This is a genomic window from Planococcus sp. 11815 (assembly GCF_051096385.1).
GTDB classification, from domain to species: Bacteria; Bacillota; Bacilli; order Bacillales_A; family Planococcaceae; genus Planococcus; species Planococcus citreus.
In genome coordinates, this window is the sequence record NZ_CP096991.1 from 1,878,751 (window position 1) to 1,903,256 (window position 24,506).

Below are 24,506 nucleotides of genomic sequence, written 5' to 3' on the forward strand. Positions count from 1 at the left end.
CATTGTCCGATCATTTGTCAACTGGAAACTAAAACTTTCGCTTGCCGATGAAGAAGGCGATTTTGCGCATCGTTTTCATCGCGGGGCCTTTCGGCAAATAGTCCAGTTCTTTCAGCGCCTTTTCCAAATAACGCTCACTCATCCGCTTCGCTTCATCGACCGCACTGCTTGTGCGGATCGTGCGGACGATTTCCAGGCGTTTTTCATCGGAAATGTCCTGGTTCAAATTGTCACGGAGCATCTGATAGATCTGCGGATTCTGGCGCGCATATAAAATCGGCAAAGTAATATTGCCTTGAATAAAATCGCTGCCAGCCGGCTTGCCCAATTCCTGGTCGCTGGCTGTGAAATCGAGGATATCGTCGATAATCTGGAACGACATGCCGATGAAATAACCAAAACGGCGCAAATGCGCTGCAGTTTTCTCATCGGTTCCTGCCACCAAGGCCCCCAATTCACAGCTGGAAGAAATCAATAATGCGGTTTTGCGTTTGATGCGCCGCAAATAATCCCGCAAGCTTTGGTCAAGCCTATACTTGTCTTCGATCTGAATAATTTCGCCGCGGCACACTTCGATCAATGTCTTCGACAGAATATCATGGATTCTTGGCGATTCGATTTCCGTAATGCGTTCCAGCGCCCTGGCCAAAATGAAATCGCCTGTATACATCGCCACGCTATTATTCCATTCCGACTTAACGGTCGGGCGGCCTCTGCGAATCTCCGAATCATCTATGACATCATCGTGGACCAAAGATGCCATATGTATAAGTTCCAAAGGCACAGCGACCCGCTTCAGCAATTCGATATCATAATCCCCGAATTTTCCGGCAAGCAAAACAAAAACAGGGCGGATACGTTTTCCTCCGGCCTGCAATAAATGAAGAGAAGCATCATTTAATAGAAGGGATTCGGAATCCACTGCCTGTTCCAGTTCTTTTTCGATTAGTTCTAGCTCCGGTTTCAGGTCGGAATAGAGCAATTTCAACTTCATCTTTTCCACTTAATAACCTTCTCCCGCTTGTTTACTTTTTCAATCCCATATGGAGGGCAGCAGCCCCTCCTGAGTACGGTTTGTATTTGACTTTGTCGAAACCGACCTTGCTGAACAGTTTCGCAAGCTCTTTCATGCCTGGGAACGTTTTTGCTGATTCCTGAAGCCACGAATACTCTTTATAGCTTTTCGCAAAAAGCTTGCCGAATACTGGCATGACAAAACGGAAATACATCCGGAAAAACGGCTTGAATACAATGCTTTCAGGCTGTGAAGTCTCCAAGCAGGCAATCATGCCCCCAGGTTTCAAGACTCTGTGCATTTCTGATAGCACCTGTTCGTAGTCCGGCACATTGCGCAGCCCAAAACCGATTGTTGCAAAATCGAATGAGTTGTCAGGGTAAGGCAAAGACATCGCGTTTCCTTGCACCAATTCGACTTGAGGCATATGGGCTGTTTTTTGATGACCGACATTCAGCATGTTCTGGCTGAAGTCCAATCCGACCACACGACCAGTAGGCCCTGCAGCTTCTCCAAGCGCAATGGTCCAGTCCGCCGTGCCGCAGCAGACATCGATGCAGGACGCGCCTTTTGCTACTTGCATTTTGTGCATCGTGTCGTTGCGCCATTTATTGTGTTGCTGAAAGCTGATGACCGAATTCATCTGGTCATAGTTTTCGGAAATTTTTTCAAACACTTCGTGAACTCGTTGTTCTTTCGTTTTCTGCATCATCGTCATCCTTCTCGCGTCAGCGGTTCAGCGCTATGCCGATGCGGAATAATTTGGTGGAGCAATATATTCTTGAGTTCAAAATCCAGTTCGCAATCATTAATGGACTCCAGGATTTCATTGCCCAAAGCCTCCAGGCGGTCAACGAGCCAGCGCTCGATAAATGTCGAATGAATCAATGATCCACTCAGCAATTTCAGAAGATAACTGAACTCGCCTTTCTTCAGCGCTTCCAGCTCTTCTGTGTAGCGGATATACAATAAGGATTGTTCCATGAGCTGCTTATAGTGGCCAAACCCATTCTCTTCATAAAACGCATTCAACAGAGCAGTTTCAATCACTGTCGCTGTCTCTTCCACTTGTTCCGGTTGCTGGATCGCAAGTTCGTGGAAAGAGGCTTTCTTTTCGCTCACCTGGATAATTGCCGTAGCAAGCTTTTGAACCATTTCGATATTTTTCCCTTCAGCCAGCAATTGGTAGTAGATGCCGCTGTAAAAATCACCGGCAAGTACTGTCAGCTGCTGTTCTTTGCTGATGGGCATTTCTTCTTTCACCCGGTCGTGTGCGTGCAGCGCAGCGTAGACGATTGCCACTGTCCGGGCGCTTGTCTCCATTTTGTCCGACCATTGCTCTCCGTTAAAAAACGGCAGCAGCAAGAAAAACAGGCGCGCTTCCTTAACAAAAGGCCCTTCCGTCAACTGGTCTAGCGTTCGTTGGCGGACTGCTTTTAGTACGTCGATTTCCATGGAGATGATTTTGGATTGTATTTGTTGTCCGTTCATACTGCCTGCTCCATTCATAGGTTAGCCATAGCTCATATTATAGCATATTGCCCTTATGGCCTTCACCATTAACGCTTATTTTTTCGCGTCGCTCTCAATGATGCCATGTGCGGAATGGATTTCCGCTTTGCCGCGAATTTTCATCGCCGATGTATGTTCGGTGAATTGGGCGATCATCACTTCGCCGCGGTCGAGCTTTTCGGTATGATGGAATTTCGTGTCATTTCCGCGCGTCAGCCCGATGACGTTGACGCCGTCCTCTTGTGCACGGATCACCACATATTCAGTTTGTGCCATTGTCTACACCTGCTTTTCTAGTTTATTAGTCCATATTGATATAAGTAATGACTTCCGAACGTTTGATGTCGTCTGTCTCCAATATCCCTCTTGACACAGCCGTAACGGTCTTCGAGCCTGGCTTCTTGATGCCGCGCATCGTCATGCACATATGTTCGGCTTCGACCATGACGTATACGCCGTGGGGGTTCAAGGTTTCCATCATTGAATCGGCAATGGTGGAAGTGATGCGCTCCTGCAACTGAGGGCGTTTTGCGACTGTTTCAACAGCTCTCGCCAATTTACTGAGCCCTGTGACCACTCCGTCACGCGGGATATAGGCGATGTGCGCTTTCCCGAAAAATGGCACCAAATGATGTTCACACATCGAATAGAACGGGATATCCTTAACCAATACAAGTTCTTCGTGATTTTCGTGAAACACTGTGCGGAAATATTCTTTCGGGTCTTCCTTTAATCCCGCAAAAACTTCCGCATACATTTTCGCGACGCGCTTCGGGGTATCCTGCAGCCCTTCACGGCCGACGTCTTCTCCGACTGCCTCCAAAATCATCCCGACAGCTTGCTCTATTTTATCCAGATCTACGTTATGGCTTTTCATATCTATCACATTGTTTCCTCCTGTAGAAAAATCACTCTATTTGGGGCAGCGGGTGAAAGCAGCCATTGAACATTGCAGTTTCACGCGCCTATTTCTGCTGAGCCGAGAGACAACTCCGCTTTTCTCACCTGAATTGTAGCATTTACGGGGGGTATTGGCAAAAACGTGGCCGAAAAAAAGAATGGCCTTTGCAAGATTAGATCTCGCAAAAGCCATTCTATGTACAGTAGCCGAAGCTTATTTCACTGCGTCTTTAAGTGCTTTACCTGGCTTAAAGGCAGGAACTTTGCTTGCGGCGATCTCGATTTCAGCACCTGTTTGTGGATTGCGTCCTTTACGGGCCGCGCGCTCACGAACTTCAAAGTTACCGAATCCGATCAATTGTACTTTGTCACCTTTAGTTAGAGCATCTTGAATCGCTTCAAATGCAGCGTCAACTGCTTTCGCAGCATCTTTACGAGAAAGTTCAGCCGCTTCTGCAACAGAGTTCACTAATTCTGTTTTGTTCATGCTATTCACCTCCTCTCAAAGGGGATGCTTGCCATCAATCCTGTAAAAAGAGTATCACAACGAAAATCGCATAGCAACAACAAATAGGCCGCATTTCAAAGAAAACCACCAAATACTCCCAATATTTTCAAAAACATGTGGATTTCGGGCAAATCCGTGCTGTATCAGGCTTTTTCATCCGTCAGAAAAATGGGTTCACCATTTTCATCGATGGTATACGGAAGCGAATAAGCAGGCACTACGGGACTGTTTTCGTAGAGGATAAAACGGATATCCTGGCCTTGCTCGAGTTCGCCCTCATAGTTTTGGATCGCTTCATACAAATCAATGGAATAATCGATATACACATCGCCTTGCCCAGTGATGACCATCGGCAGCATCTTGCCGCTATATGGGCTTTGTACCATCGGTTCTTCACTGAAGCCCATCGCTTCGTGATTGAATTTGTAGACATTATCGGCAATGATTTCGGAGATTGGGGCCCTGCCGCCATTCGCGCTCTTTCTGACATTGACAGAACGGATGCCTTCCGCTACCCGCAAGTCGACGAGCTTGACGGTCGGATTTTCCTCGACATCCATCAAGACGTATTGGTAGATCCCGCCGACTTCAAATGCGTTGCTCGGGATTTCCGCTGTAAATTCCGGTACGACTTTCGAAAAATCGATAGGGTATTTGATGAATTGGTCAACGTCCATATCTCGTGTCTTGATGGGCAATAAGCCACTATTGGCCTCTTGGTAGCGTTCAACCGCTTGTTGCGCAGTGGCTAACTGATCTTCATAGGGAATCTGATTTTCCGCCCGCTCGCTGCTGGGATACGCACAAGCCGTTAGCAGGCTTGCCGTCAGCAGGACGAGCAGCAACGCTGTTGTTTTTTTCATTATGTCCATCCCCTCAGGCGCCACCGGTCGGTCCGCTGAATACAGTGAAAACCATAATAAAGAAGCCCAGGATCAGCAGAACGTACGCGATCAGCGCAAATAGAAATTTCAGGATGCCGTTTTGCAATTTGTACCGGCTCAAATAAATCATCCCCATGGAAATGATCAAAAAAGCGATGCCTGCAAACGATACCCACATTTTATCCAAAGAACTCATGAATAAGCCGCCTTTCGTGGAGTTTCAGTCCATAGTATAGCATAAAAAAAGAAGGGGCAGCAGCAAGCAGCCCCTCCGTTTGTGACAATTACAGCAAGTCGATTAAATCTTCCATTTCATTTTTCTTCATGCGTCCCATCAGCTCTTCCACGGCATTCTCCGGCTTGACGCCTTCAAACAACACCGCATACAAGGCTTCCGTTATCGGCATGGGCACTTTGTATTCAGCGGCTAATTGATGGGCAGCTTTCGTAGTCCGGATCCCTTCGACGACCATGCCCATTTCAGCCAGCACTTCATCGACGCTCTTGCCTTTGCCGAGCATATTGCCTGCCCGCCAATTCCGTGAATGGACGCTTGTGCATGTAACAATCAAGTCACCGACTCCTGACAACCCTGAGAAAGTCAGCGGCGTTGCGCCCATCTTGACGCCGAGGCGTGCAATTTCAGCCAGGCCGCGAGTCATGATAGCAGCTTTCGCATTATCTCCATAGCCGAGGCCATCTGTAATGCCCACCGCTAAAGCGATGATATTCTTTAATGCCCCGCCAATCTCCACTCCGATCACATCGGTATTCGTGTAGACGCGGAAATAGGAGTTCATGAACAGATCCTGTACACGGTTTGCCGCTTGCGTATTTTCGCACGCTGCGGTGACCGTTGTCGGATGCTCCTGCACAACTTCTTCTGCATGGCTTGGACCGGACAAAATGACGACTTCCTCGATCAGCTCAGCCGGGATTTCTTCACGGATCATCTCGCTGATCCGTTTGAGTGAATCCGGTTCGATGCCTTTAGAAACATGGACGAACAAGCCTTTTTTCGTCATCCGCCCGCGGATATCCCGCGAAACTTCACGAATGGCTTTTGTGGGTACCGCCAATACGAAAATATCGGCATGTGCCACTGCTTCATCCAGGTTCGCTGTCGCTTTTAAAGACTCCGGCAAAATGGTCTCTTTTAAATAGCGCTTATTCGTATGTTGATTGATCTCATCCGCTTGGTCTTGGCGATGGGTCCATAATAGAAGATCATGGCCATTTTGCGCCAGTACATAACTGAGCGCCGTTCCCCAACTCCCTGCCCCAAACACAGTGACTTTTTCCATCTTTATCTCTCCTTTATCCTGCTTTAGCAGAAAACCAAACTCCCACCTCTTCAAGTGGGAGCCATGATATTCCGTAAAATCCGATTGGATCAATTAACATCAGCAGGAAAGTAGAAACACCTGCTGATTGAATTTAAGTACGTGCGCGCGTAATCAACCGCAGCGGCGTGCCTTCGAAATCAAAGCTTTCCCGGATGCGGTTCTGCAAGAAGCGCTCGTAACTGAAGTGCATCATTTCCGGTTCGTTGACGAACACCACGAAAGTCGGCGGCTTGACTGCCACTTGCGTCACATAGTAAAGACGCAGACGTCGCCCTTTATCGGACGGTGCCGGGTTCATCGCTACGGCATCTTCAATCACTTCATTGAGTATGCTCGACTGGATGCGGCGCGAGTGGTTGTCGTTGACACGGTTGATGATATCAAGAATGTTGTGCACGCGCTGCCCGCTGAGTGCGGAAACGAAAATGATCGGGGCATAATCCAAGAACAAGAAATGCTCACGGATTTGTTGCGTGAATTTGTTCAAAGTCTTGTCGTCTTTTTTCAGGGCATCCCATTTATTGACGACGATGACGATTGCTTTCCCTGCTTCATGGGCATAACCCGCAATTTTCTTGTCTTGTTCCTGGATGCCTTCTTCAGCGTTCAGGACGACCAGGACAACGTCGGAACGTTCAATCGCGCGCAAAGCGCGCAGTACGCTGTATTTTTCCGTGCTTTCATATACTTTCCCTTTTTTGCGCATGCCTGCCGTGTCGATGATGACATATGGCTGTTCATCATATTCATACTGTGTATCCACGGCATCACGTGTTGTTCCGGCCACTTCACTGACAATGACACGGTCTTCGCCAAGGAATGCGTTGACCAATGACGATTTCCCGACGTTCGGGCGCCCGATCAATGAAAACTTGATGACATTGTCCGGATATTCTTCTTCGTCCTCTTTCGGGAAGTGCTTCGCCACTTCATCCAAAAGATCGCCCAAGCCAAGCCCGTGCGATCCTGAAACCGGGTAAGGTTCGCCGATTCCAAGGGAATAAAAATCATAGATCATGTGGCGCATATCGGGATTGTCAATTTTATTGACAGCCAACACCACAGGTTTTTTCGTACGGTACAGGATTCTCGCTACTTGCTCGTCTTGTTCCGTCACGCCGTCCCGCCCGTTGACGAGAAAGATGATGACATCCGCTTCATCCATCGCCACTTCTGCCTGGCTGCGGATCTGTTCAAGGAACGGCTCGTCGCTAAGGTCGATGCCTCCTGTATCAATGATATTGAATTCATGCGTCAGCCAATCTGCCGAGCTGTAGATGCGGTCACGCGTAACCCCTGGAATATCTTCCACGATGGAGACGCGTTCTCCTACCACGCGATTAAAAATCGTGGATTTCCCTACATTCGGCCGGCCAACAATTGCTACTACCGGTTTTGACATAATTAATTCATCCTTCCACTTCTGATAAGCCTATTATACACGAAAAAGAGGATGGCATCTGAATAATGTCCATCCCCTTAAATTGTCCAATATTCAGTTTTTCAAAGGAACTGCAAAATGTTCCGTCTCAAAGCCTCTTTGCTGCAAATAGGAAAGCAATTCCCCATTGATGACAGCAGGGGCGGAGCGGATATCTTCAATTGTACGGGCGCCGAGTGCGGTCATCAGCATGCGCAAATCTTCGTGGAGCCCATTGATTTCTTCGATCAAGCCGGATTCCCCGAGACTGACTGCATGCTTCAGGAAACTGCCTGCAATGCCTGCAGCATCTGCACCGAGCCGCAATGCCCGGACCACGTCTCCGGCGTCCTGGAGGCCTCCTGAAGCCAATACCGTGCGGTTGAAGCCTTGTCGGCATTCAACGATTGCAGCAGCCGTCGGGATACCCCAATCTTCGAAATAAGCCAGCTTGCGTTTCCTGCGTTCATTTTCAATGCTCGCAAAATTGGTGCCGCCGAAGCCGCTTGCATCGATGGCCGCCACTTGAGTCTTTTCAAGCGAGATGGCAGTTTCTTGTGAAATGCCGAAGCCGGTTTCTTTGACGATGACCGGCACATCCAATGCTTCTGCTATCATGGCGATGCGCTCAAGCGCCCCGCGGAATTGCCGGTCGCCTTCTGGCATCGTCAATTCCTGGACGACATTCAAGTGAATCTGCAGCGCATCCGCTTCAATCATCTCGACCGCTTCGAGCGCCTGCTCAACAGTCGCTTCGCTCCCAAGATTGCCGAAGATGACCCCGTCCGGATTTTCTTTCCGGACGATGCTATAACTTTCACGCTCTTGCTTGTCTTTCAGCGCGGCCATTTGTGAACCGACGGCCATGGCGATTCCTGTTTCTTTCGCAGCCCGCGCAAGCATCGCGTTCAGCTGCAAAGTTTCAGAACGACCGCCACCGGTCATGGCATTAATAAAAACAGGTGATTTTAGTTTCAAATCACCTGTTTTGGGTTCCAACGATACATCAGCGACGCCGATTCCCGGCAGTGCCTGATGGACAAAACGGACGCAGTCGAGCCAAGTAGCCCGACATTGCCCGGTGGACAGTGCGTAATTGATATGATCCATCTTTCTTTTTGCCCGTGACATTTATTCGGATTTGAACCCTTTTAATTTATCTCCGATGACATCACTAATCGAGAATCCGGATGCTTCTTCCGGCATATCGTATTGTGAGAAATCCTGTTCCGCTTCTTTTTCCTGAAGTTCTTTGATGCTGAGGGACAAGCGCTTGTCTTCTTTATTGACTTCCAGCACTTTCACTTCAACTTCCTGGCCTTCCTGAAGCACTTCATGAGGCGTCGCGATATGCTTATGCGCGATTTGGGAAATGTGCACAAGGCCTTCTACTCCCGGAAGCACTTCAACAAAGGCTCCATAGCTGACAAGGCGTTTCACTGTTCCTTGATGGACAGAGCCTTTCGGTGCCTTCTCGTCGATGGCATCCCATGGCCCTGGCAAAGTATCCTTGATCGACAGCGAAATGCGTTCGGAGTCACGGTCAACAGAAAGGACTTTGACTTTCACTTCCTGGCCTTCCGTCACGACGTCCGACACTTTGTCGACATGTTCGTGTGACAATTGTGAAATATGGACAAGCCCGTCCACTCCGCCGATATCGACGAATGCGCCGAATGATGCGATGCGCTGGACTTTGCCATCAAGCACGTCTCCTGCATTGATCGAATCCATCACTTGTTCTTTCTTGGATTCTTTCTCGCCTTCCACGACAGCGCGGTGGGAGAGGATCAAGCGGTTGTTCTCTTTTTCCATTTCGACAATCTTAAAGGTCATGACGCGGCCTTTGTAATCCTCAAAAGATTCGACGAAATAATCTTCCACGAGTGAAGCCGGCACAAAACCGCGCACGCCGAGGTCAATGACCAAGCCGCCTTTAACGACATCCTTCACTTCCGCTTCGATGATTTCACCGGATTCGAATTTCTTCTCGAGATCGTCCCAAGCGGATTCGGCATCGACTTTGCGTTTCGACAACACAAAGTTCTCGTCTTCCACTTTGGTGATGATCAATTCAAGCTCGTCTCCTTCTTGGACCGAGTCTGAAGCTTTTTCGATATGGAGGCTCGATAACTCGCTGATCGGGATGATCCCGTCGAACGGCGCTCCGTCAATTGTCACCGTCACCGCTTTTTCCTCGATTTTGGCGACTATTCCTTTTACGCGATCTCCTGTTTGGAAGTCACGGTTTTCCATCAAATTCATATCCTCTGACATAAGTAGCCCTCCTTCACAAACTATCCATCTTCTATTTTATTCGAATTCTCTAATAAAAACAAAAATAATCACTTATTTTCAGTGTTTTCATCCAGAATTTTTTGAATACTGGCCATGATGGCTTCTGTCACTTCTTCTGCGGAAGCTTTTCGTTCGCGATAAGGGTCCATCAAAATCGGGTCGCCGTAGACTACTTTCACTTTCCCGAACGGCTTATACGGCCCGATGATGGCGCATGGCATGACGTCTGCATTGCCGCGAAGGGCAAAGAATCCGGCGCCGCTCAAGCCTTTTTTCAATACGCCGTCAGTCGAGCGCGTACCTTCTGGAAACAGCCCGACGACTTCCCCGCCTTTCAGCAATTTCAACGCCGTCCGCAGCGCTTCCCTGTCGCTCATCCCGCGTTTCACCGGAAAGGCGTTGACCTTCGGCAGGATCGAACCGAGCACCGGCGCTTTGAACAATTCTTCTTTCGCCATGAAATGAACGGTTCTCGGAGCGGTCATGCCGACTACCGGCGGGTCGAGTGCATGGATGTGATTACTGCAAAGAAGCACTCCGCCTGTTTTCGGGAACTTTTCAGTTCCGCTGACCTGGAAACGATACATCGGGCTCAGCGCAGTCTTTACGAGCGTTTTCCCTACTGCATACAAATTCATGATGCCATCAGCCTCTCTTCTGCTAATTTCAAGATGGCTTCCGCCGCTTCTGCGATTGTCAAAGGAGTCGTATCTAAGAACACGGCATCATGTGCTTGCTTTAAAGGCGCAACTTCACGCTCAGAATCCATCTTGTCGCGCATGGCGATTTCCTCCTGCAGCTCGACAAGCGGCGTCAAGATATCGCGTTTTTTATTTTCCTCAAAGCGGCGTCTTGCGCGTTCTTCGACCGTGGCCGACATAAACACTTTAAGTGCAGCGTTCGGCAAGACATGCGTGCCGATGTCGCGGCCATCCATGACGACGCCGCGATCTTCAGCCAGTTTCTGTTGAAGCTCGACCATACGCTTTCTGACCAGTTCGTGGGCAGCCATTTCGGACACGGCCTTCGTCACGTACTGGGAGCGGATCGCTTCCGAGACATCTTCTCCGTCGAGCAGCACTTTCTGTCCCCCTTCTACCGGGATCAAATCGATTTCAGTTGCCTCAAGCAAAGCTCCGGCTTCTTCATTGCTCGCCAAATTAATGCCTGCGTTCAACGCCTTCAGCGTGATGGCGCGGTACATCGCGCCAGTATCGATATAAATATAGCCCAATTTTTCTGCCACTATTTTAGCGATTGTGCTCTTGCCCGCAGCAGCCGGCCCATCAATCGCGATTTGTATAGCTTTCGTCAAAACAGTCACCTCATCTTATGTAATGATTTCATTTTATCACAATATGCAAAAGGTTTTGGGCAAAATCAAAGCGCCTGGCGAATAGTTCAGAAGCCAAAGCAGCACAAAAAGAAAAAGCCCTCCAGCGGAAGGCTTTTGATCTAATCAACTAGGGGTGTGCTTATGGTAATGGCTGACCGATAACTGGTGGGCTTGGCGAACTTTGCGCAAACCGAACCACCACAAGAACAGCATAAACGGGACAGCGCCGTACAATAGATTATCGTAGGCGTAAAGAGAAGCATTATAGGCGATGTGCAAAAGTGCCCCCGCAAATAAAGCTGCCACAAGCCACCATTTACTCTCCCTTTTTTCGGTGAATTTCGCTTTTCCGTAATAAAAGCCCATGACTACACCGAATAAGGCATGGCTCGACACTGGCAGGAATGCCCGCAGGAAAGCTGCTCCTAGCCCGAACTCCAGTAGATATAAAATGTTTTCGACTGTGGCGAACCCGAGCGATAAACTCGCGCCGTATAAAATCCCGTCGTACGGGTCTTCAAAATCGATATGGCGGAATACTGCCGCAAGCAGGACGATCCACTTAAAGAATTCTTCCAACAAACTCGAGAACAAGACGGATTTCACGAAGGTGTTCTGAAACACATTTTCAGCTTCAAACACATATTGGATAAACAGAATAGGGAATGTCAGAAGAGCGCCGTATAGAAAGCAATGAAAGATCAGTTTCGACGGTTCTCCTGCAAATTGATCACGCAAATAAAAATAACTGAACAATGCGAGCCCGGGCGCAATAGCTACCGTCAACAGCTCTAACATAGACGCCCTCCTCCATTCAGACGGTGCTGTTAAATTTCAAACGCTTCCTTGTCGATTTCCTCATTGCCCGACAGCAAGATTGCCAATTTAATGCGCGCTTTCTTGCTGTCGTAGTCACTGCCCAAAATGACACCGCGCGTCAGCAAATCGTGAGCGCTTCCGGGATAGCTGTAAGCCGGATAGGCATTGCCTTCTTCGGCGCTCGTCGTCAACACGACGGGGATGCCGGATTTTACGGCGCGTTCGACCGCCTCCACCATATGGGGTGATATCTGTCCGCGGCCAGCCGCTTCTAGGACGATGCCTTTCGATCCGCTTTCAGCCAGCATATCGACAATCGATCCTTCTTGACCTGAATAGCATTTGACGATATCGACGCGCGGCATCCCTCCTGGCACGCGATGCACTTCACGCAGCACCGGCTTTTGGTAGATGCGGACCTTATCGTTATCGATGATGCCCAAATAGCCATGGCCAAATGAATCGAAGCCCTGCAAATTGCTGGCATGCACTTTCTTGACGTATTTCGCACTGTAGATCCGCTCATTGAAGACGACGACCGTCCCAACGCCTTTGATCACCGGATCGACAGCCACATAAATCGAGTTGCGCAAATTAGAGTAGACATCCGTTCCGACTGCTTCTGGCGCACGCTGGCTTCCTGTCACTACGACCGTCCGCTCATCGCCAACAGTCAAGTCCAGGAAATAGGACGTTTCTTCCAAGGTGTCAGTGCCATGCGTAACGACGACGCCCTCCACTTCCGGGTCTTCCAATTCTTTCAAAATCGCTTCCTTAACGATATTCATTTCATCGAAGCCGATATGCATGCTTGGCAATTGATAGACATCGATCACTTTCACTTCGATTTCAGCCGGCAATTGGCAAAGCTCCGCCAAATCTTTTCCTGAAATGGCGCCGGATTTCAGCAAGCCATCGTCTGAAATGGCTTTACTTGCAATGGTTCCTCCTGTCGTAATTAACGATACTTTCTTTTTCATGATGCACCTCTTTTGGATAATCTAGTCTGTTGAATTTTTAAGCGCTTGTTTTTTCGCAATCGCCGCTGCGATTTGCTGGCCATGGAAACGGCCATTCTCGATAAAGATTTCATTAGCGTTGTTACCGGCCGCGATGACACCAGCGATAAACAAATCCTCGACATTGGTTTCCATCGTTTCCTCATTGAAGGATGGCCTGCCGCTTGCCACATCGATGTCGATTCCCATCTGACGGAGGAATTGGTGATCCGGATGATAGCCGATCATGGCGAAGACAAAATCATTCGCAAAGGTTTCTTTCGTATCATTCACGGTCAGTTCCACTTCATCTTCACGAATCTCGTCGACGATGGAATCGAACAGCATGGTAATTTCACCTTGGCGCACGAGCCCGTCGAACTCCGGCAAAATCCACGGCTTGACACTTTTCGAATAGCTCGTGCCGTGATAAGACACCGTCACCCGGCTGCCAGCTTTATGTAGCTCAAGCGCTGCATCTACCGCCGAATTCTTGCCGCCGATCACCAACACGTCACGGTCGAAATATGGATGCCCTTCCTTGAAATAATGCATCACTTTCGGCAAGTCCGCACCCGGCACCTCTAGCTTGTTCGGGTGGTCGTAATAGCCTGTTGCCACTACGACATATTTCGCCTTGTAATCATTTTGGGTCGTTTTCACGAGAAAGCCGTCCGATTGTTCGATCGATAAGGCCGTTTCGTACGCCCGCACATCCAACGCGTGCCGCTTCACCACTTCCCGGTAATAAACGAGCGCTTGATTGCGCTTCGGCTTGCGGTCTTCGGTAATGAAGGGCACATCCCCGATCGATAATTTTTCGCTGCTGCTGAAAAACGTCTGGTGCGTCGGGTAATGATAGATGGCGTTGACAATATTCCCTTTTTCGAGAATGACGGGGTGCAGGCCCATTCTCTGTATTTCGATGGCGGCCGATAAACCACACGGCCCGCCTCCTATGATGATGACATCTGCATGTTCCATTTCAACCACTCCTGTAATAATGTCCATATCCATCTTAGCCGATTGAAGAGCTTTGTGCCAAATGCTTCCTGCCTGGTGAAGGGTGAATTTCAAGCACATGGTATTCTGCTTTTGCGCCGAGCCGGAGCGGCAAAGTCGTCGTGCCGAACCCGTTACTGATGAGTTCGGTAATTCCTCCCGACACAGTCAAAGAGCCCCGGTCGAATATCCCATATGGTCCCAGCCTAATTTGCCCGCCGTGTGTATGACCGGCAATCAACAGGCTGACTGGATAATGTTGTTTTACGTGCTTAAAGACAAAAGGCGTATGCGAGATGAAAATGACGGAATCGCCTTTCTCGACAGTGCGGAAAGCATTTTCCACACTATGCTCCCGAAAAGCGAAATAATCGATCCCGGTCAATTTAAGCTTAGCATTGCCGAACAATTCAACAGATTCATCATCAAGGATAGTAGCGTCTTGTTCTTCGAGCAACGCCCTTAATCGCTCTTCGCCGATTTCCCTGTCGTTGTTTCCGAATACATAATATACCGGAGCAAGTTCAGTTAGAATCCGCAAGTTTTCGCGGATGCGTCGTTCCGGAACCTCCCGTTCGACAAAATCCCCACCGATGACAACGAGATCGACTTGATCGTTGAACATATCAGGCCGAAGCTCGCGCCGGTGAACGTCGGAAATGAACAGCAGTTTAAAAGGAGAAAACTCAGCGTCTCCCAACAAGCGGATGACCGCGGTCTCTTTATGCTCACTATGGGCGGAGCGGAACATCCATGCCAGTAAAACCAAGCCCGCTAATATAATACGTAAAATCCACTTCATCATGTACATCCTTTCCGAAGCAACAAAAAAACATAAGCTGCGCTTATGTTTTCCTGTTCAAGCCGCTATTCAATCTTCAGTGATATCTAGAATACGGAAGCCGGATTTTTCCAGTTCCTTCGTGAACTTGTCGATATTGTTCTTTTTCTTCACTTTCAAAACGATGCGGCGCACCATTTTGTCGGTTTCATCGAAAGTAACCAGTGAAACGACGGATTCTTTATGTTTTTCAATGATTTCACCTAGCCGGCCAATGCGGCCTTCTGATTCGACCGATGTAACGGTGATGCGAACCCCTGATTGCTTCATGCCGAATGCACTTTGCAATTGGTTAACAACATCAAAGCGAGTGACGATTCCGAGAAACTTCTCTTCGTCGACGACAGCGATGATCGGGAAATCACGTAATTCGACTAAGGCTTTTTCATACACATCGTCGATATTCAAGTAAACATCTTGGTTGACCATGATATCTTTCACTTTTGTCGAACGCACAAACTCGTCTTTCTGGGCATCCGAATAGAAGAACGCACGGTATGCATGATACCAGGTAAAGATCCCTTTGAATTGGTCGCCATCGACGACAGGCAATGCATCAATGGAATGCTGCTCCAATAGCTTGAGCCCTTTTTCCATCGTATCTTCCGGTGTTACCGTAAAACATCTTTCTTTTTTCACTAATGCACTTTTGACAAACATTCGCTCACCTCTTTTTAGATTCTTCCTACCTTTTCCCTAACAGGAGGCATTTAATCCCTCCTTAAGGCAAAATCAATGTTTGTCCGGGGCTGATATCGTTAGATGCCAATCCATTCGCCTGTTTGATCTTCTCAACAGCGGCGGCTGCACCGCTCGCACCGTAATTATTGACGGCAATACGGTAAAGCGTTTCACTCGATTGGACGGTTACCGTCTTGCCGCCGGCAGTCGGTGTCTCTTCCTGCTCTTGTTGCTGCTCTTTTTCTTTTTCTTCAGCTTGCGCACGTTGTTCGGCTTCGGCTTTTGCTTTCGCTTCAGCTTCCTCACGCGCTTTTTGTTCTGCCAGCGCCGTTTCCTGGGCTTTTTTCTCTGCTTGCTGTTCCGCGGCCGCCTGCTCTTTCTCTTTCGCTTCTGCAGCCGCCTTTTCTTCACGTTCACGTGCTTTTTCTTTTAGCTCTTTCTGTTCTTGTGCTTCTTTTGCTTTGGCGTTTTTCTTTTCTTCTTCGTCTTTCTCCTGGTCGTCTGCAGCAGCAAGTACCGTGCTGTCAGAAGGCGGCTGGGAGTTCAGTTCAAAGCTCACTTCATTTTCGTTTATTTTGGCAGTTAGCGTGTCATCCGGTTCATAGTAAAACGCAACATAAATCAACAAAGTGACCGGAATCAAGATAAAGATAAAAAACAAAGAAGGCAATAATAAGCCCCTGCTTTTCGGCTTGGGCATTTGGCGTGCGCGCCTCGTCAATTCTGCCATGCGTTCCTGTGACAATTCCTGGCGATTCTTTTCCATTGATTCATGATAATTATCGTTTCCCATTTCACGACTACCCCTATCTGTACTAATATATCTATTATGACGAAAAAAGGCTTATTTGTAAATAATAGAAATAGAGATTTTCATATAGGAAGAAGGACCTTCAAACGCTCTTTCCAAGAGCCTTGTGTCGATGCTTTCGGCTCGCTTCGACTACCTTTGAACAGGCTGCGGTCAATCCCATGAAAACTACAGCAATTAGGCGGTATAGCAGGGTTTTCTTGATCGAAGCTCATGCTGATGTATTGCCGGATGCAGCCGCTTGAATGAACCAGCCCGCGGACGGAAGCCGCTTGCCGTTGTTTTTCTTTTTTCAATTGCTCGATCTGGTTCAATGTGCCTTCAAGGGGCAGACGCTCACGCCAATAGGAAATGATGCGATACGCTGTCTCCCTCATCATCCCCTGCTCAATCAATTGCTTCGCTTCTTCCCCGCGCTCATAGATCAGCTCGATTTCATGGCGTTCGGGCAAATCATCCATGATCAAACTCTCCACTAGCCGCTCGTCGCCGGCGGCATACAATAAAGTCGCAAGTGAAGGCAAAGAATCCCGGCCAGCACGCCCGACTTCCTGGACATATCCTTCTATAGAGGACGGTAATTGGAAATGGATGACGTGGCGGATATCAGGAATATGTACCCCCATGCCGAACGCATTGGTCGCACATACCCACTCCAGCTCCTTATTGGCAAATTGCTGTTGCACAAAAATACGGTCCTGCTGTTCCATTCCACCATGGTAAAATGCCGCACGGATGCCGAGTGCGAGGATACGCTCCGCCAATTCCTGCGATTTCCGGCGTGTTCCGGCATAAATGATCCCAGGTCCGGCATATGTTGACACCAAATTCAATAGTTCTTCCAATTTGTCACTATCATTGTCGAATTTGCGAATGTCGTAGCTGATGTTCTTTCGGTCCATCGGATGTGAATAGACGAATGGGTCACTCAATTTTAAGTAACGTTTGATTTCATCTGTGACTTTATCGGTCGCCGTTGCGGTTAGCGCCAAGGTTTGCGGATTGCCAAGCTTTGGCAGAACCTCTGCAATGCGCAAATAATCCGGGCGAAAATCGAAGCCCCACTGAGAAATGCAATGGGCTTCATCCGCGACTAGCAGCGAGATGCCGAGTGATTTCAATTTGCCGAGCACATACGGCTGTACAAGCATCTCGGGAGCCACGAAGATGAATTTATAATTGCCGAGCGTGTTCCACGCCCTTTCGCGATCTTCCGGTTTCATGAAGGAATTGATGGCAATGACCGATTTTTCCCCCATCTTCTTCAATTGGGTGACTTGGTCTTGCATCAACGATAAAAGCGGCGAAACAATGACAATGGCGCCAGGCAAGACTTTGCCAGGAAGCTGATAACACAGCGATTTCCCCATTCCGGTCGGCAGCAGCGCCAAAACGTCACGCCCCGCCAGCACTTGTTCGATCACTTGTTTTTGACCGGGGCGGAATTCCGTGTAGCCGTAAGCTTCGTATAATAGCTTTTCAAGATTCATGTGACGCCACCTCTCATCGCCAGCGCCAACCGGATCTGAAAATAGCTGGCTTCAGGCAATCGCTCTTTAATGTCCCGCAGGCGCATCGTCTTCAACTCCTTGCTGATGTGATGGATCGACTCGAATAACTGCTCGTCCATAAACGGTGCGGAGCTGAACGCTGGGTCGTTCATGGCCATCTCCACGAAATGATCCTCGATCGTACTTGTTTTCAGCTGCCGGAGCTCAGCAATCTGCTTGAGTGAAAATCCGCGTTCAGACAGATTTTGCGTCCGCTTCGCCGATTCTGTCAAGGCAGATTGCTGAATGATGCCTTCAAGCATACCCGCGAGCAATGGATATTCCATGCCTTCGAGCACATCCAGCCAAGCATGCATGGCTTCAACAGCCGCAATCTTTACATCTATCGGCAAAACGCCATGCTGCATGGCCAATTGATCCCAGGTAAGCCCCCCGACACCATAGCCCGACAACCGTTCCACCAGGATATCTTTATGCGTTTCGGTTGTTTTTGCCATAGCCAAGCTGGTTTCGAGCTGGTTTTTAAAAGTTTCTTGAACAGCGGGTGAGCGAAAATCGACGCGTTTCAAATAAGCTTTGGCCCACGCCTGCACCGTTTCATCGGTGACGACTGGATCAAAGCGCTTTTGGCCTTGCATAAAATTGGACATCGTCTGGACCACCAACGATAGGCGCGCAAAGAACCGATTTTCATTGCCCCTGTACTTCCAGCCATTCAAAAGCGTAGGTGGAATTTCCAGATTGAATGCGGAGCGATGGAGCTGGACGATCTTGTCATCTGGGATCAAATAGCCCTGCGCCTGCAACCTGTCAATGGACGCTAGATACTCTTGCTTATCCAGTTTTGGAAGCACTGCAAAATAAGGATGCAACCCGAAATAGCCGATATCCTGAATCGTTTGCCCTGATTTCTTTCCTTTAATTAAATGATAAGGGGAAGATACGGTCCGTTGACCGTCTACCGCTTTCATAATCGCTAAAACGACTTCATCGAATCGCACTGAATTACCCTCCTGGCGGTTTTGGGTTGAAAAAATCATGAAATATCTATAGAATAAACACGATAGTATAACTGAACTTGTTCGGAGATAAAGGAGAGGAACTGGAATGGCTAAATATACCATTGTTGATAAGGATACGTGTATCGCATGCGGAGCTTGCGGAGCAGCGGCACCAGACATTTACGATTATGATGATGAGGGCATCGCCTTCGTTATTCTTGATGATAACACGGGGACTGAACAAGTGCCAGATGAGCTGATGGAGGATATGGAAGACGCATTTGAAGGATGCCCAACCGATTCCATTAAAGTTGCAGACGAGCCATTTGAAGGGGATCCACTTAAATACGAAGACTGACCAAATTTTGGTCAATAGAAAAAGCGGCCGGAAGAATCATCTTCCAGCCGCTTCTTTTATGATAAATAATAGGAACGTTGTTTTTCAATCCAGGTATGCATGCTGCCGAAGATCAATAAGACGACGGTCGTAAGCGCCAAGCCTTTGATCAAGTTGAACGGCAGGATCCCGAGGACAATGGTCGTGTACAATGCGTTTCCGGTCTGTTCTGGCATGTTCAGGAAGTACGTGTACATCGGCAAAAAGACGAAATAATTCAGCAAGCTCATGCCGATTGCCATCGAGAATGTCCCGATGACCAAACCGAATGCGATTCCTTTTTTTGTGGAAACTTTACGGTAAATGGCGTAGACCGGCAAAATGAACAATAGGCTCGTCGCGAAATTCGCCATATGCCCTACAGGGACGCCAGTCGGGCTTCCTGAAAAAATCCAGTCCAATACGTTCTTAAAGAATGCTACCAAGACGCCTGCGACAGGCCCCATCGTGATCGCCGCGATTAGTGCAGGCACGTCACTGAAATCCACTTTCAAAAATGCTGGCAATGCCGGCAGCGGAAAATTGAATAGCATCAACACAAATGAGATGCTACTCAGCATACCGATGACAATCATCGATTGCAATTTCTTGTTCTTCATGTTCCTCTCTCCTTGTCGTGATTCACCAGAAGAAAGGTTCGGATCGCATGCTGCCATAAAAAATCCCTTAAGCAAGGTTCACTTAAGGGAGAGTTAGGCACACTGAAATAAACGGCCCGCCATTAAAAACGGCATGCGTCCGTACCTTCACCTTCTCCCATCCAGACTATACTGTCGGCTTTGGAATCTCACCAAATCCTGCTTTTTACGGCTCGCGGGCTGATGGACCATTATGTCCAATTACCGCCGGTAGGGAATTACACCCTGCCCCGAAGATGAATCGATATTTTTTTATACAAGTTAATCTTATAAAAAAAAGACAGCAATGTAAACCATACTGCTTACATTGCTGTCTTTTTTTATTTTTCTGGCCAGTCGATGCGGTTGGGCGAAACGGGCAGCTCAAGTTCTTTGGAGAAATCGAATTTTGCCCATTCCACTTGTGCCGTATTGGATACCGTCAACGATGAGCCGTAGGATTGAGCCGTGAGCGCCATGCTTTCAATCATCTGCATCGCTTCCATTCCGTCAAGCGCCTCCAAGTCCATTGGCTCTTCGAATATCAATGTGGCGTTCATTCCATCCACTTCAACGCGGTAACTGACCCCGTTAGGAACCGGCGATCGGTAATCCTCATTCGGCGATTGCTGAAGTGCCATCAGCGCATCTCCTACATTTTCCGGCGACATGCCGTAAGCGGGAGCCAAATGCCATTCACTTGTTGACGAAGCAAGCAAGTAAAAGCTTTGCCCTTGCTCGCCCGGAACGAGTGGTTCCGCTGTCCCTACATGGGATAATTGCGCTGCTTCCCCGTCTTCATTCAATACACGAATTTCCTGCTGACCCATGAACGTTTCCTCCAAACTGTTCAGATACAGCAAAGTGGAGGCCGAACCTTGATCATAGGAATGGCCGTCCGGCAAGAAATGGCTGATCGTCGAACCGTTTTGCTGGAGCTCGCCTTCATATGGATGATACTCATCAAAACCCAAGCCGGATTCATCGATTTGACCGGCGAATGTTTCATATAGTTCGAGAGCGTTCGGCTCTGCCGTATCGGCTAGCTGTTCAGGAATGACGAAACTTATGGGCACAACATAGCCATGATAAGCAAGCCCGATGCGCAACACATGCGCACCTTCCAGTTCGCTCTCATAAACTGCGCTCCGCTTCACTTCCGGGCCATCCGTGGCCAAACTCGCTGCCCCTTCGGATTCTTTTGTGGACCCGTCTGCTGGCTCTGTTTGTTCCGTCGGTGCCTCATCTGTTGCCATCGTCGACTCCGCTTCACTGCTTTCACTCTCGCTGCTTGAGTCGGTTCCATTCTGCTGCAGCAAAGAGGCGACGAGCACCGAGATGCTCAGGAATGCGACGATGGCAACTAATAGCGGCAGCCAGCGCTTCGGCTGTTTGGGTGCTTGTTCTTTATGGGAAAGCTTTTTATACACTTCGGCTTTGGGCCGCCTGTCTTGTATTTTGGGGAAATCCCGCAACAAACTTTCGATTTCTTCATCGTCCCATTTGTCATTCGGCATATTCTCCTCCCCCTTCTGCTTCTAGTAATTTTTGGCGGAGGGACCGGATTGCCCGGTGCTGTGTCGTTTTGACTTTGCCTTCCGACCACTCCAGGACTTCAGCAGTTTCCGCAATGGAGAGATCTTGGAAATAACGCATGATGATGACCAGCTTCTGGTCGCCTGTACACAAATCGAGCATTTGGTATAAGCGGATCTTGTCTTCATTGAGCAATGAAACTTCTTCCGGTATTTTTTCAGTTGAAACCAATTGTTGGGTTTCCCAGTCGAAGAAATCCATCGAATGCTTTTTCCTTACTGCGGTCTTGCGGAAATGGTCGATGGCGACATTTTTGGCGATCGAAAAGAGCCAGGTCTTTTCCGAACTCTTTCCTTGGAACCGGTCATAAGCGCGCAGTACCCTCACATAAACTTCATGCATCAGATCTTCTGCCACATGCCGGTCCTTCACTAAATACACCAAAAACTGAAAGACATCCTGATGGTATTGATCGTACAGCCGATGAAACACGGAGTCATTCACGCAACTCCCCCCGTTCCTTGGATTAGTCGTCACGACAGCAGAAAAGTTACATCGCCTTCAGCGGCAATGTGAAGATGAACGAAGTGCCTTCGCCGAATTTGCTTTCGGCGCGGATTTCTCCCGAATGCGCTTTGATGATATTGCTGGCAATCGCGAGCCCGAGCCCTGTGCCGCCTTTGCCGAGCGTCCTTGCCTTATCGGCTTTATAGAAACGCTCAAAGACGAATTCCAGGTCTTTCTCTGTAATTCCGGCCCCGGTATCGTTGATCGAAACTTTTGCGTAGTCTCCCATGTTTTCGACATGCACATGCACTTGCCCTCCCTGCGGAGTGTGGCGAAGTGCATTATCGATCAAATTCGTCATGACCTGTTCGATGCGGTCTTCGTCGAGTTCGGCTGCCGCCCAGTCATCGAGTTCTGTCGTGAAGCTCAGTTCGATGCCTTTTTCTTTCGCGGCTTGGCTGAATTTCAAGCTCATCCGCTCGATGGCATTATTGAACTGCACCAATTCTTTGTAGAGGCGCATATGGCCTGATTCCAATCGTGCCAAGTTCAATAGGTCCGTGACGAGTCGGCCCATGCGCTGGGATTCCTCGTAGATGATCTTGGTCATTTCGTTGCGCTCTTCTTCGCTTGCACCGACGTCATCCAATAAGGCTTCGCTATAGCCCTGCAGCATGGCGATTGGCGTCCGCAGTTCGTGGGATACATTGGCGATGAAATCTTCACGCAGCTTCTCAAGGCGATGCTGTTCCGTCATGTTATGGAGCACAGCCACCGCCCCGCGTACGCTTTCTCCGCTGTATAGCGGGCTGAAATTGACCGCATAATAGGCGCCTTCGATTTCAAGCTCTTCCTCAATTTCCTCCTGGAATGTCAGGACATGGTCGAGCATATGGAGCATTTCCGATGGCAGCGCATTGGCATCGGTCGTGCCGTCTTTGAAGAGCCATTGCTGCAGCAGCTTCTCTGCTGGCGGATTGTTCAACAGGATCGTCTTATCCTGATTGAAGGTGATTACGGCATCCGCCATCGAGGTCAAGATGCTCGATAATTGCTCTTTCTCCTGGTTGATCACTTCGAGATGATGCTTTAACTGGCGGCCCATCTGATTAAAGGCGATCGCCAATTGGCCGATTTCATCTCCGGAAGATACTTTCACTTTTGTGTCGAAATTCCCTTTCGCCAATTCAAATGCCCCTTCGCGCATATTGCGCAGCGGGGAGGTGATCCGGGTCGATAGGAAAAATGCGAAAAACGTCGTCAATAATAACGCGATAAACGCGGATAGGAAAACGATATTGGTTGTTCTTTCAGCAGTGCGGTCCATAACTTCCAATGATTGGTAAATGAAAACCGTGCCGTGAAGCTCATCGCTTGTTTGAAGAGGCGACGCCATGACGATATACGATTCCATGCGGTCTGCTTCCGACAAGGATGGCAGCAGCATTTCTTTCGTTACCGTATCATCGCTTTCAAATACTTTTTGAAATTCGTTTTCGCTGACGATCTTTTCCCTGATTTCCTCGCCATTCAAGCCATCATGCAAATAATACGAGATTTCCCCCGGTTCTTCGGCGATGACTGCATTGGTTTCGGGCCCTAATACTTCGTCGACGATCGATAAATTGCCTTCCCCGGAGTGGTCATTGAAGATCCGGGCTATCATATTCGCTTCGTTGTGAAGCGCTTCTTCCACTGTCTCGCTATGGAAGTTCCCGAGAAACTCCAACAGCAGCACCGTCACGATAAAAAGGACAAAGGAAACGAGAAGCAAAATGGTTACCCACAGCTTCCCGACGATGCTATTCCATATTCTATTCATTGCCGACCTCGAATTTGTATCCGACACCCCATACGGTGACGATCATCTTAGCGGCGGATTCGGAGACGCGGTTCAATTTTTCACGCAAGCGTTTGACATGGGTATCCACGGTACGCAAATCGCCGAAAAAGTCATAATGCCATACTTCTTTGAGTAAATGTTCCCGGTCGAACACTTTATCCGGGGATTTTGCCAGGAAATATAAAAGTTCGTATTCTTTCGGCGTCAAATTCACTTCCACGCCGTCTGCTGTCACGCGGTGCGCATCGTGGTCGATCGTCAGATGAGGAAAGACGACCAAGTCTTTTGAGACAGTCGAACTTGTAGAAGGCGAATAAGCAGACGACCGGCGCAAAATCGCTTTTACGCGCAGCACGACTTCCCGCGGGCTGAACGGCTTGACGATATAGTCATCCGCTCCGGATTCAAACCCTTCCACGCGGTTTGCTTCCTCGCCTTTGGCCGTCAGCATGATGATCGGCGTCATTTTCGTCTCCCGAAGTTCGGTTGCCACTTCGATGCCGTCTTTTTCCGGCATCATGAGATCAAGCAGGATGCAATGGTAATCCTTCTCCACTGCTTTTTCCAATGCTTCCACGCCGTTTTCGGCTTCTTCCACCATATATCCTTCACGCTCGAGATACATCTTCAACAGGCGGCGGATCCTCTCTTCATCATCCACTACAAGAATTGTAATTTCTTCAGACATCCTAATCCCTCCAACTTTCATCTCTATACCTTTCA

28 protein-coding genes and 1 riboswitch are annotated in these 24,506 nt (G+C 48.7%); of the genes, 1 reads left to right on the top strand and 27 read right to left on the bottom strand.

Translation table 11 applies throughout. The features are described from left to right. Positions 1-28 precede the first annotated feature (28 nt). The 22 genes from hepT to M1Q06_RS09700 all read right to left on the bottom strand — a co-directional run bounded on the left by hepT (position 29) and on the right by M1Q06_RS09700 (position 18,883). Positions 29-1,003, bottom strand: coding sequence for a heptaprenyl diphosphate synthase component II (gene hepT, locus M1Q06_RS09595; protein ID WP_121297580.1), 975 nt, complete (start codon positions 1,001-1,003; stop codon positions 29-31). A gap of 22 nt (positions 1,004-1,025) precedes the next feature. Next, positions 1,026-1,724: a demethylmenaquinone methyltransferase gene (locus tag M1Q06_RS09600; protein WP_121299430.1), complete on the bottom strand. Its 699-nt coding sequence runs from the start codon at positions 1,722-1,724 to the stop codon at positions 1,026-1,028. 5 nt (positions 1,725-1,729) lie between these two features. Then, a complete protein-coding gene (locus M1Q06_RS09605; protein WP_121297581.1) occupies positions 1,730-2,506 on the bottom strand; it encodes a heptaprenyl diphosphate synthase component 1 in 777 nt (258 codons plus the stop codon). A gap of 75 nt (positions 2,507-2,581) precedes the next feature. Beyond that, positions 2,582-2,803 carry a trp RNA-binding attenuation protein MtrB gene (gene mtrB / locus M1Q06_RS09610; RefSeq protein WP_058380559.1) on the bottom strand — a complete coding sequence of 74 codons (222 nt, stop codon included), beginning with the start codon at positions 2,801-2,803 and terminating at the stop codon, positions 2,582-2,584. A 25-nt stretch (positions 2,804-2,828) separates the two neighbouring features. Next, positions 2,829-3,404: a GTP cyclohydrolase I FolE gene (gene folE, locus M1Q06_RS09615; protein ID WP_167456523.1), complete on the bottom strand. Its 576-nt coding sequence runs from the start codon at positions 3,402-3,404 to the stop codon at positions 2,829-2,831. 237 nt (positions 3,405-3,641) lie between these two features. Beyond that, positions 3,642-3,914, bottom strand: a complete 273-nt coding sequence (locus M1Q06_RS09620) for an HU family DNA-binding protein (RefSeq protein WP_052651392.1) — start codon at positions 3,912-3,914, stop codon at positions 3,642-3,644. 164 nt (positions 3,915-4,078) lie between these two features. Next, positions 4,079-4,798: a hypothetical protein gene (locus tag M1Q06_RS09625; RefSeq protein WP_121297583.1), complete on the bottom strand. Its 720-nt coding sequence runs from the start codon at positions 4,796-4,798 to the stop codon at positions 4,079-4,081. Positions 4,799-4,811: 13 nt separating this feature from the next. Beyond that, positions 4,812-5,015 carry a DUF2768 domain-containing protein gene (locus tag M1Q06_RS09630; protein WP_058380557.1) on the bottom strand — a complete coding sequence of 68 codons (204 nt, stop codon included), beginning with the start codon at positions 5,013-5,015 and terminating at the stop codon, positions 4,812-4,814. 88 nt (positions 5,016-5,103) lie between these two features. Then, positions 5,104-6,123: an NAD(P)H-dependent glycerol-3-phosphate dehydrogenase gene (locus M1Q06_RS09635; RefSeq protein WP_121297584.1), complete on the bottom strand. Its 1,020-nt coding sequence runs from the start codon at positions 6,121-6,123 to the stop codon at positions 5,104-5,106. A 133-nt stretch (positions 6,124-6,256) separates the two neighbouring features. Further along, positions 6,257-7,567, bottom strand: a complete 1,311-nt coding sequence (gene der, locus M1Q06_RS09640) for a ribosome biogenesis GTPase Der (RefSeq protein WP_121297585.1) — start codon at positions 7,565-7,567, stop codon at positions 6,257-6,259. 93 nt (positions 7,568-7,660) lie between these two features. Beyond that, positions 7,661-8,716, bottom strand: a complete 1,056-nt coding sequence (fni, locus tag M1Q06_RS09645) for a type 2 isopentenyl-diphosphate Delta-isomerase (RefSeq protein WP_434399471.1) — start codon at positions 8,714-8,716, stop codon at positions 7,661-7,663. Beyond that, positions 8,717-9,862 carry a 30S ribosomal protein S1 gene (gene rpsA, locus M1Q06_RS09650; RefSeq protein ID WP_058380553.1) on the bottom strand — a complete coding sequence of 382 codons (1,146 nt, stop codon included), beginning with the start codon at positions 9,860-9,862 and terminating at the stop codon, positions 8,717-8,719. A 68-nt stretch (positions 9,863-9,930) separates the two neighbouring features. Continuing rightward, positions 9,931-10,521 (bottom strand): lysophospholipid acyltransferase family protein, encoded by a 591-nt coding sequence (locus M1Q06_RS09655; protein WP_121297587.1) that lies wholly within the window; start codon positions 10,519-10,521, stop codon positions 9,931-9,933. Continuing rightward, a complete protein-coding gene (gene cmk, locus M1Q06_RS09660) occupies positions 10,518-11,198 on the bottom strand; it encodes a (d)CMP kinase (RefSeq protein ID WP_121297588.1) in 681 nt (226 codons plus the stop codon). The genes M1Q06_RS09655 and cmk overlap by 4 nt, the downstream gene beginning before the upstream one ends. Before the next feature lie 144 nt (positions 11,199-11,342). After that, positions 11,343-12,017 (bottom strand): glutamic-type intramembrane protease PrsW, encoded by a 675-nt coding sequence (gene prsW / locus M1Q06_RS09665; RefSeq protein WP_121297589.1) that lies wholly within the window; start codon positions 12,015-12,017, stop codon positions 11,343-11,345. A gap of 29 nt (positions 12,018-12,046) precedes the next feature. Next, positions 12,047-13,018, bottom strand: a complete 972-nt coding sequence (locus M1Q06_RS09670; RefSeq protein WP_434399472.1) for an asparaginase — start codon at positions 13,016-13,018, stop codon at positions 12,047-12,049. Positions 13,019-13,039: 21 nt separating this feature from the next. After that, a complete protein-coding gene (locus M1Q06_RS09675; RefSeq protein WP_434399473.1) occupies positions 13,040-14,020 on the bottom strand; it encodes a YpdA family putative bacillithiol disulfide reductase in 981 nt (326 codons plus the stop codon). A gap of 34 nt (positions 14,021-14,054) precedes the next feature. Continuing rightward, a complete protein-coding gene (locus tag M1Q06_RS09680) occupies positions 14,055-14,840 on the bottom strand; it encodes a metallophosphoesterase (RefSeq protein ID WP_434399474.1) in 786 nt (261 codons plus the stop codon). Positions 14,841-14,909: 69 nt separating this feature from the next. Continuing rightward, positions 14,910-15,539, bottom strand: a complete 630-nt coding sequence (locus M1Q06_RS09685; RefSeq protein ID WP_121297592.1) for a CBS domain-containing protein — start codon at positions 15,537-15,539, stop codon at positions 14,910-14,912. A gap of 61 nt (positions 15,540-15,600) precedes the next feature. Continuing rightward, positions 15,601-16,353, bottom strand: coding sequence for a LysM peptidoglycan-binding domain-containing protein (locus M1Q06_RS09690; RefSeq protein WP_434399475.1), 753 nt, complete (start codon positions 16,351-16,353; stop codon positions 15,601-15,603). An 80-nt stretch (positions 16,354-16,433) separates the two neighbouring features. Continuing rightward, positions 16,434-17,861, bottom strand: coding sequence for a RecQ family ATP-dependent DNA helicase (locus M1Q06_RS09695; protein WP_434399476.1), 1,428 nt, complete (start codon positions 17,859-17,861; stop codon positions 16,434-16,436). Then, entirely contained in the window at positions 17,858-18,883 is a 1,026-nt protein-coding gene (locus M1Q06_RS09700; protein WP_434399477.1) for a helix-turn-helix domain-containing protein, read from the bottom strand. The genes M1Q06_RS09695 and M1Q06_RS09700 overlap by 4 nt, the downstream gene beginning before the upstream one ends. 106 nt (positions 18,884-18,989) lie before the next feature. On the opposite strand from M1Q06_RS09700, the gene M1Q06_RS09705 reads away from it, so the two are divergent. Then, positions 18,990-19,241 (top strand): ferredoxin, encoded by a 252-nt coding sequence (locus M1Q06_RS09705; protein ID WP_068869317.1) that lies wholly within the window; start codon positions 18,990-18,992, stop codon positions 19,239-19,241. A gap of 56 nt (positions 19,242-19,297) precedes the next feature. On the opposite strand, the gene M1Q06_RS09710 is transcribed toward M1Q06_RS09705, so the two are convergent. From M1Q06_RS09710 to M1Q06_RS09730, 5 genes are all read right to left on the bottom strand, one after another. Then, positions 19,298-19,879 (bottom strand): ECF transporter S component, encoded by a 582-nt coding sequence (locus M1Q06_RS09710; RefSeq protein ID WP_121297596.1) that lies wholly within the window; start codon positions 19,877-19,879, stop codon positions 19,298-19,300. 145 nt (positions 19,880-20,024) lie between these two features. Then, a riboswitch (FMN riboswitch) is annotated at positions 20,025-20,160 on the bottom strand. A 78-nt stretch (positions 20,161-20,238) separates the two neighbouring features. Further along, positions 20,239-21,414: a hypothetical protein gene (locus M1Q06_RS09715; protein WP_434399478.1), complete on the bottom strand. Its 1,176-nt coding sequence runs from the start codon at positions 21,412-21,414 to the stop codon at positions 20,239-20,241. Continuing rightward, positions 21,404-21,937, bottom strand: a complete 534-nt coding sequence (sigX, locus tag M1Q06_RS09720; protein WP_101190467.1) for an RNA polymerase sigma factor SigX — start codon at positions 21,935-21,937, stop codon at positions 21,404-21,406. Before sigX ends, M1Q06_RS09715 begins: the two co-directional genes overlap by 11 nt. Positions 21,938-21,983: 46 nt before the next feature. Beyond that, entirely contained in the window at positions 21,984-23,762 is a 1,779-nt protein-coding gene (locus tag M1Q06_RS09725) for an ATP-binding protein (RefSeq protein WP_101190468.1), read from the bottom strand. Beyond that, complete coding sequence (locus tag M1Q06_RS09730; protein WP_101190469.1) at positions 23,755-24,471, bottom strand: response regulator transcription factor; 717 nt, start codon at positions 24,469-24,471, stop codon at positions 23,755-23,757. The genes M1Q06_RS09725 and M1Q06_RS09730 overlap by 8 nt, the downstream gene beginning before the upstream one ends. Between the last annotated feature and the right edge of the window lie 35 nt (positions 24,472-24,506).

Bases quoted from the DNA above. Each gene is read 5' to 3' on its own strand.
- M1Q06_RS09605 (WP_121297581.1), bottom strand. From the start codon at position 2,506: ATGAACGGACAACAAATACAATCCAAAATCATCTCCATGGAAATCGAC.
- M1Q06_RS09695 (WP_434399476.1), bottom strand. From the start codon at position 17,861: ATGAATCTTGAAAAGCTATTATACGAAGCTTACGGCTACACGGAATTC.
- M1Q06_RS09625 (WP_121297583.1), bottom strand. From the start codon at position 4,798: ATGAAAAAAACAACAGCGTTGCTGCTCGTCCTGCTGACGGCAAGCCTG.
- rpsA (WP_058380553.1), bottom strand. From the start codon at position 9,862: ATGTCAGAGGATATGAATTTGATGGAAAACCGTGACTTCCAAACAGGA.
- mtrB (WP_058380559.1), bottom strand. From the start codon at position 2,803: ATGGCACAAACTGAATATGTGGTGATCCGTGCACAAGAGGACGGCGTC.
- M1Q06_RS09685 (WP_121297592.1), bottom strand. From the start codon at position 15,539: ATGTTTGTCAAAAGTGCATTAGTGAAAAAAGAAAGATGTTTTACGGTA.
- M1Q06_RS09715 (WP_434399478.1), bottom strand. From the start codon at position 21,414: ATGCCGAATGACAAATGGGACGATGAAGAAATCGAAAGTTTGTTGCGG.
- M1Q06_RS09725 (WP_101190468.1), bottom strand. From the start codon at position 23,762: ATGAATAGAATATGGAATAGCATCGTCGGGAAGCTGTGGGTAACCATT.
- M1Q06_RS09600 (WP_121299430.1), bottom strand. From the start codon at position 1,724: ATGCAGAAAACGAAAGAACAACGAGTTCACGAAGTGTTTGAAAAAATT.
- prsW (WP_121297589.1), bottom strand. From the start codon at position 12,017: ATGTTAGAGCTGTTGACGGTAGCTATTGCGCCCGGGCTCGCATTGTTC.
- M1Q06_RS09655 (WP_121297587.1), bottom strand. From the start codon at position 10,521: ATGAATTTGTATGCAGTAGGGAAAACGCTCGTAAAGACTGCGCTGAGC.
- M1Q06_RS09635 (WP_121297584.1), bottom strand. From the start codon at position 6,123: ATGGAAAAAGTCACTGTGTTTGGGGCAGGGAGTTGGGGAACGGCGCTC.
- M1Q06_RS09670 (WP_434399472.1), bottom strand. From the start codon at position 13,018: ATGAAAAAGAAAGTATCGTTAATTACGACAGGAGGAACCATTGCAAGT.
- M1Q06_RS09730 (WP_101190469.1), bottom strand. From the start codon at position 24,471: ATGTCTGAAGAAATTACAATTCTTGTAGTGGATGATGAAGAGAGGATC.
- der (WP_121297585.1), bottom strand. From the start codon at position 7,567: ATGTCAAAACCGGTAGTAGCAATTGTTGGCCGGCCGAATGTAGGGAAA.
- M1Q06_RS09680 (WP_434399474.1), bottom strand. From the start codon at position 14,840: ATGAAGTGGATTTTACGTATTATATTAGCGGGCTTGGTTTTACTGGCA.
- M1Q06_RS09690 (WP_434399475.1), bottom strand. From the start codon at position 16,353: ATGGGAAACGATAATTATCATGAATCAATGGAAAAGAATCGCCAGGAA.
- M1Q06_RS09675 (WP_434399473.1), bottom strand. From the start codon at position 14,020: ATGGAACATGCAGATGTCATCATCATAGGAGGCGGGCCGTGTGGTTTA.
- fni (WP_434399471.1), bottom strand. From the start codon at position 8,716: ATGTCACGGGCAAAAAGAAAGATGGATCATATCAATTACGCACTGTCC.
- folE (WP_167456523.1), bottom strand. From the start codon at position 3,404: ATGAAAAGCCATAACGTAGATCTGGATAAAATAGAGCAAGCTGTCGGG.
- M1Q06_RS09705 (WP_068869317.1), top strand. From the start codon at position 18,990: ATGGCTAAATATACCATTGTTGATAAGGATACGTGTATCGCATGCGGA.
- M1Q06_RS09710 (WP_121297596.1), bottom strand. From the start codon at position 19,879: ATGAAGAACAAGAAATTGCAATCGATGATTGTCATCGGTATGCTGAGT.
- M1Q06_RS09630 (WP_058380557.1), bottom strand. From the start codon at position 5,015: ATGAGTTCTTTGGATAAAATGTGGGTATCGTTTGCAGGCATCGCTTTT.
- M1Q06_RS09620 (WP_052651392.1), bottom strand. From the start codon at position 3,914: ATGAACAAAACAGAATTAGTGAACTCTGTTGCAGAAGCGGCTGAACTT.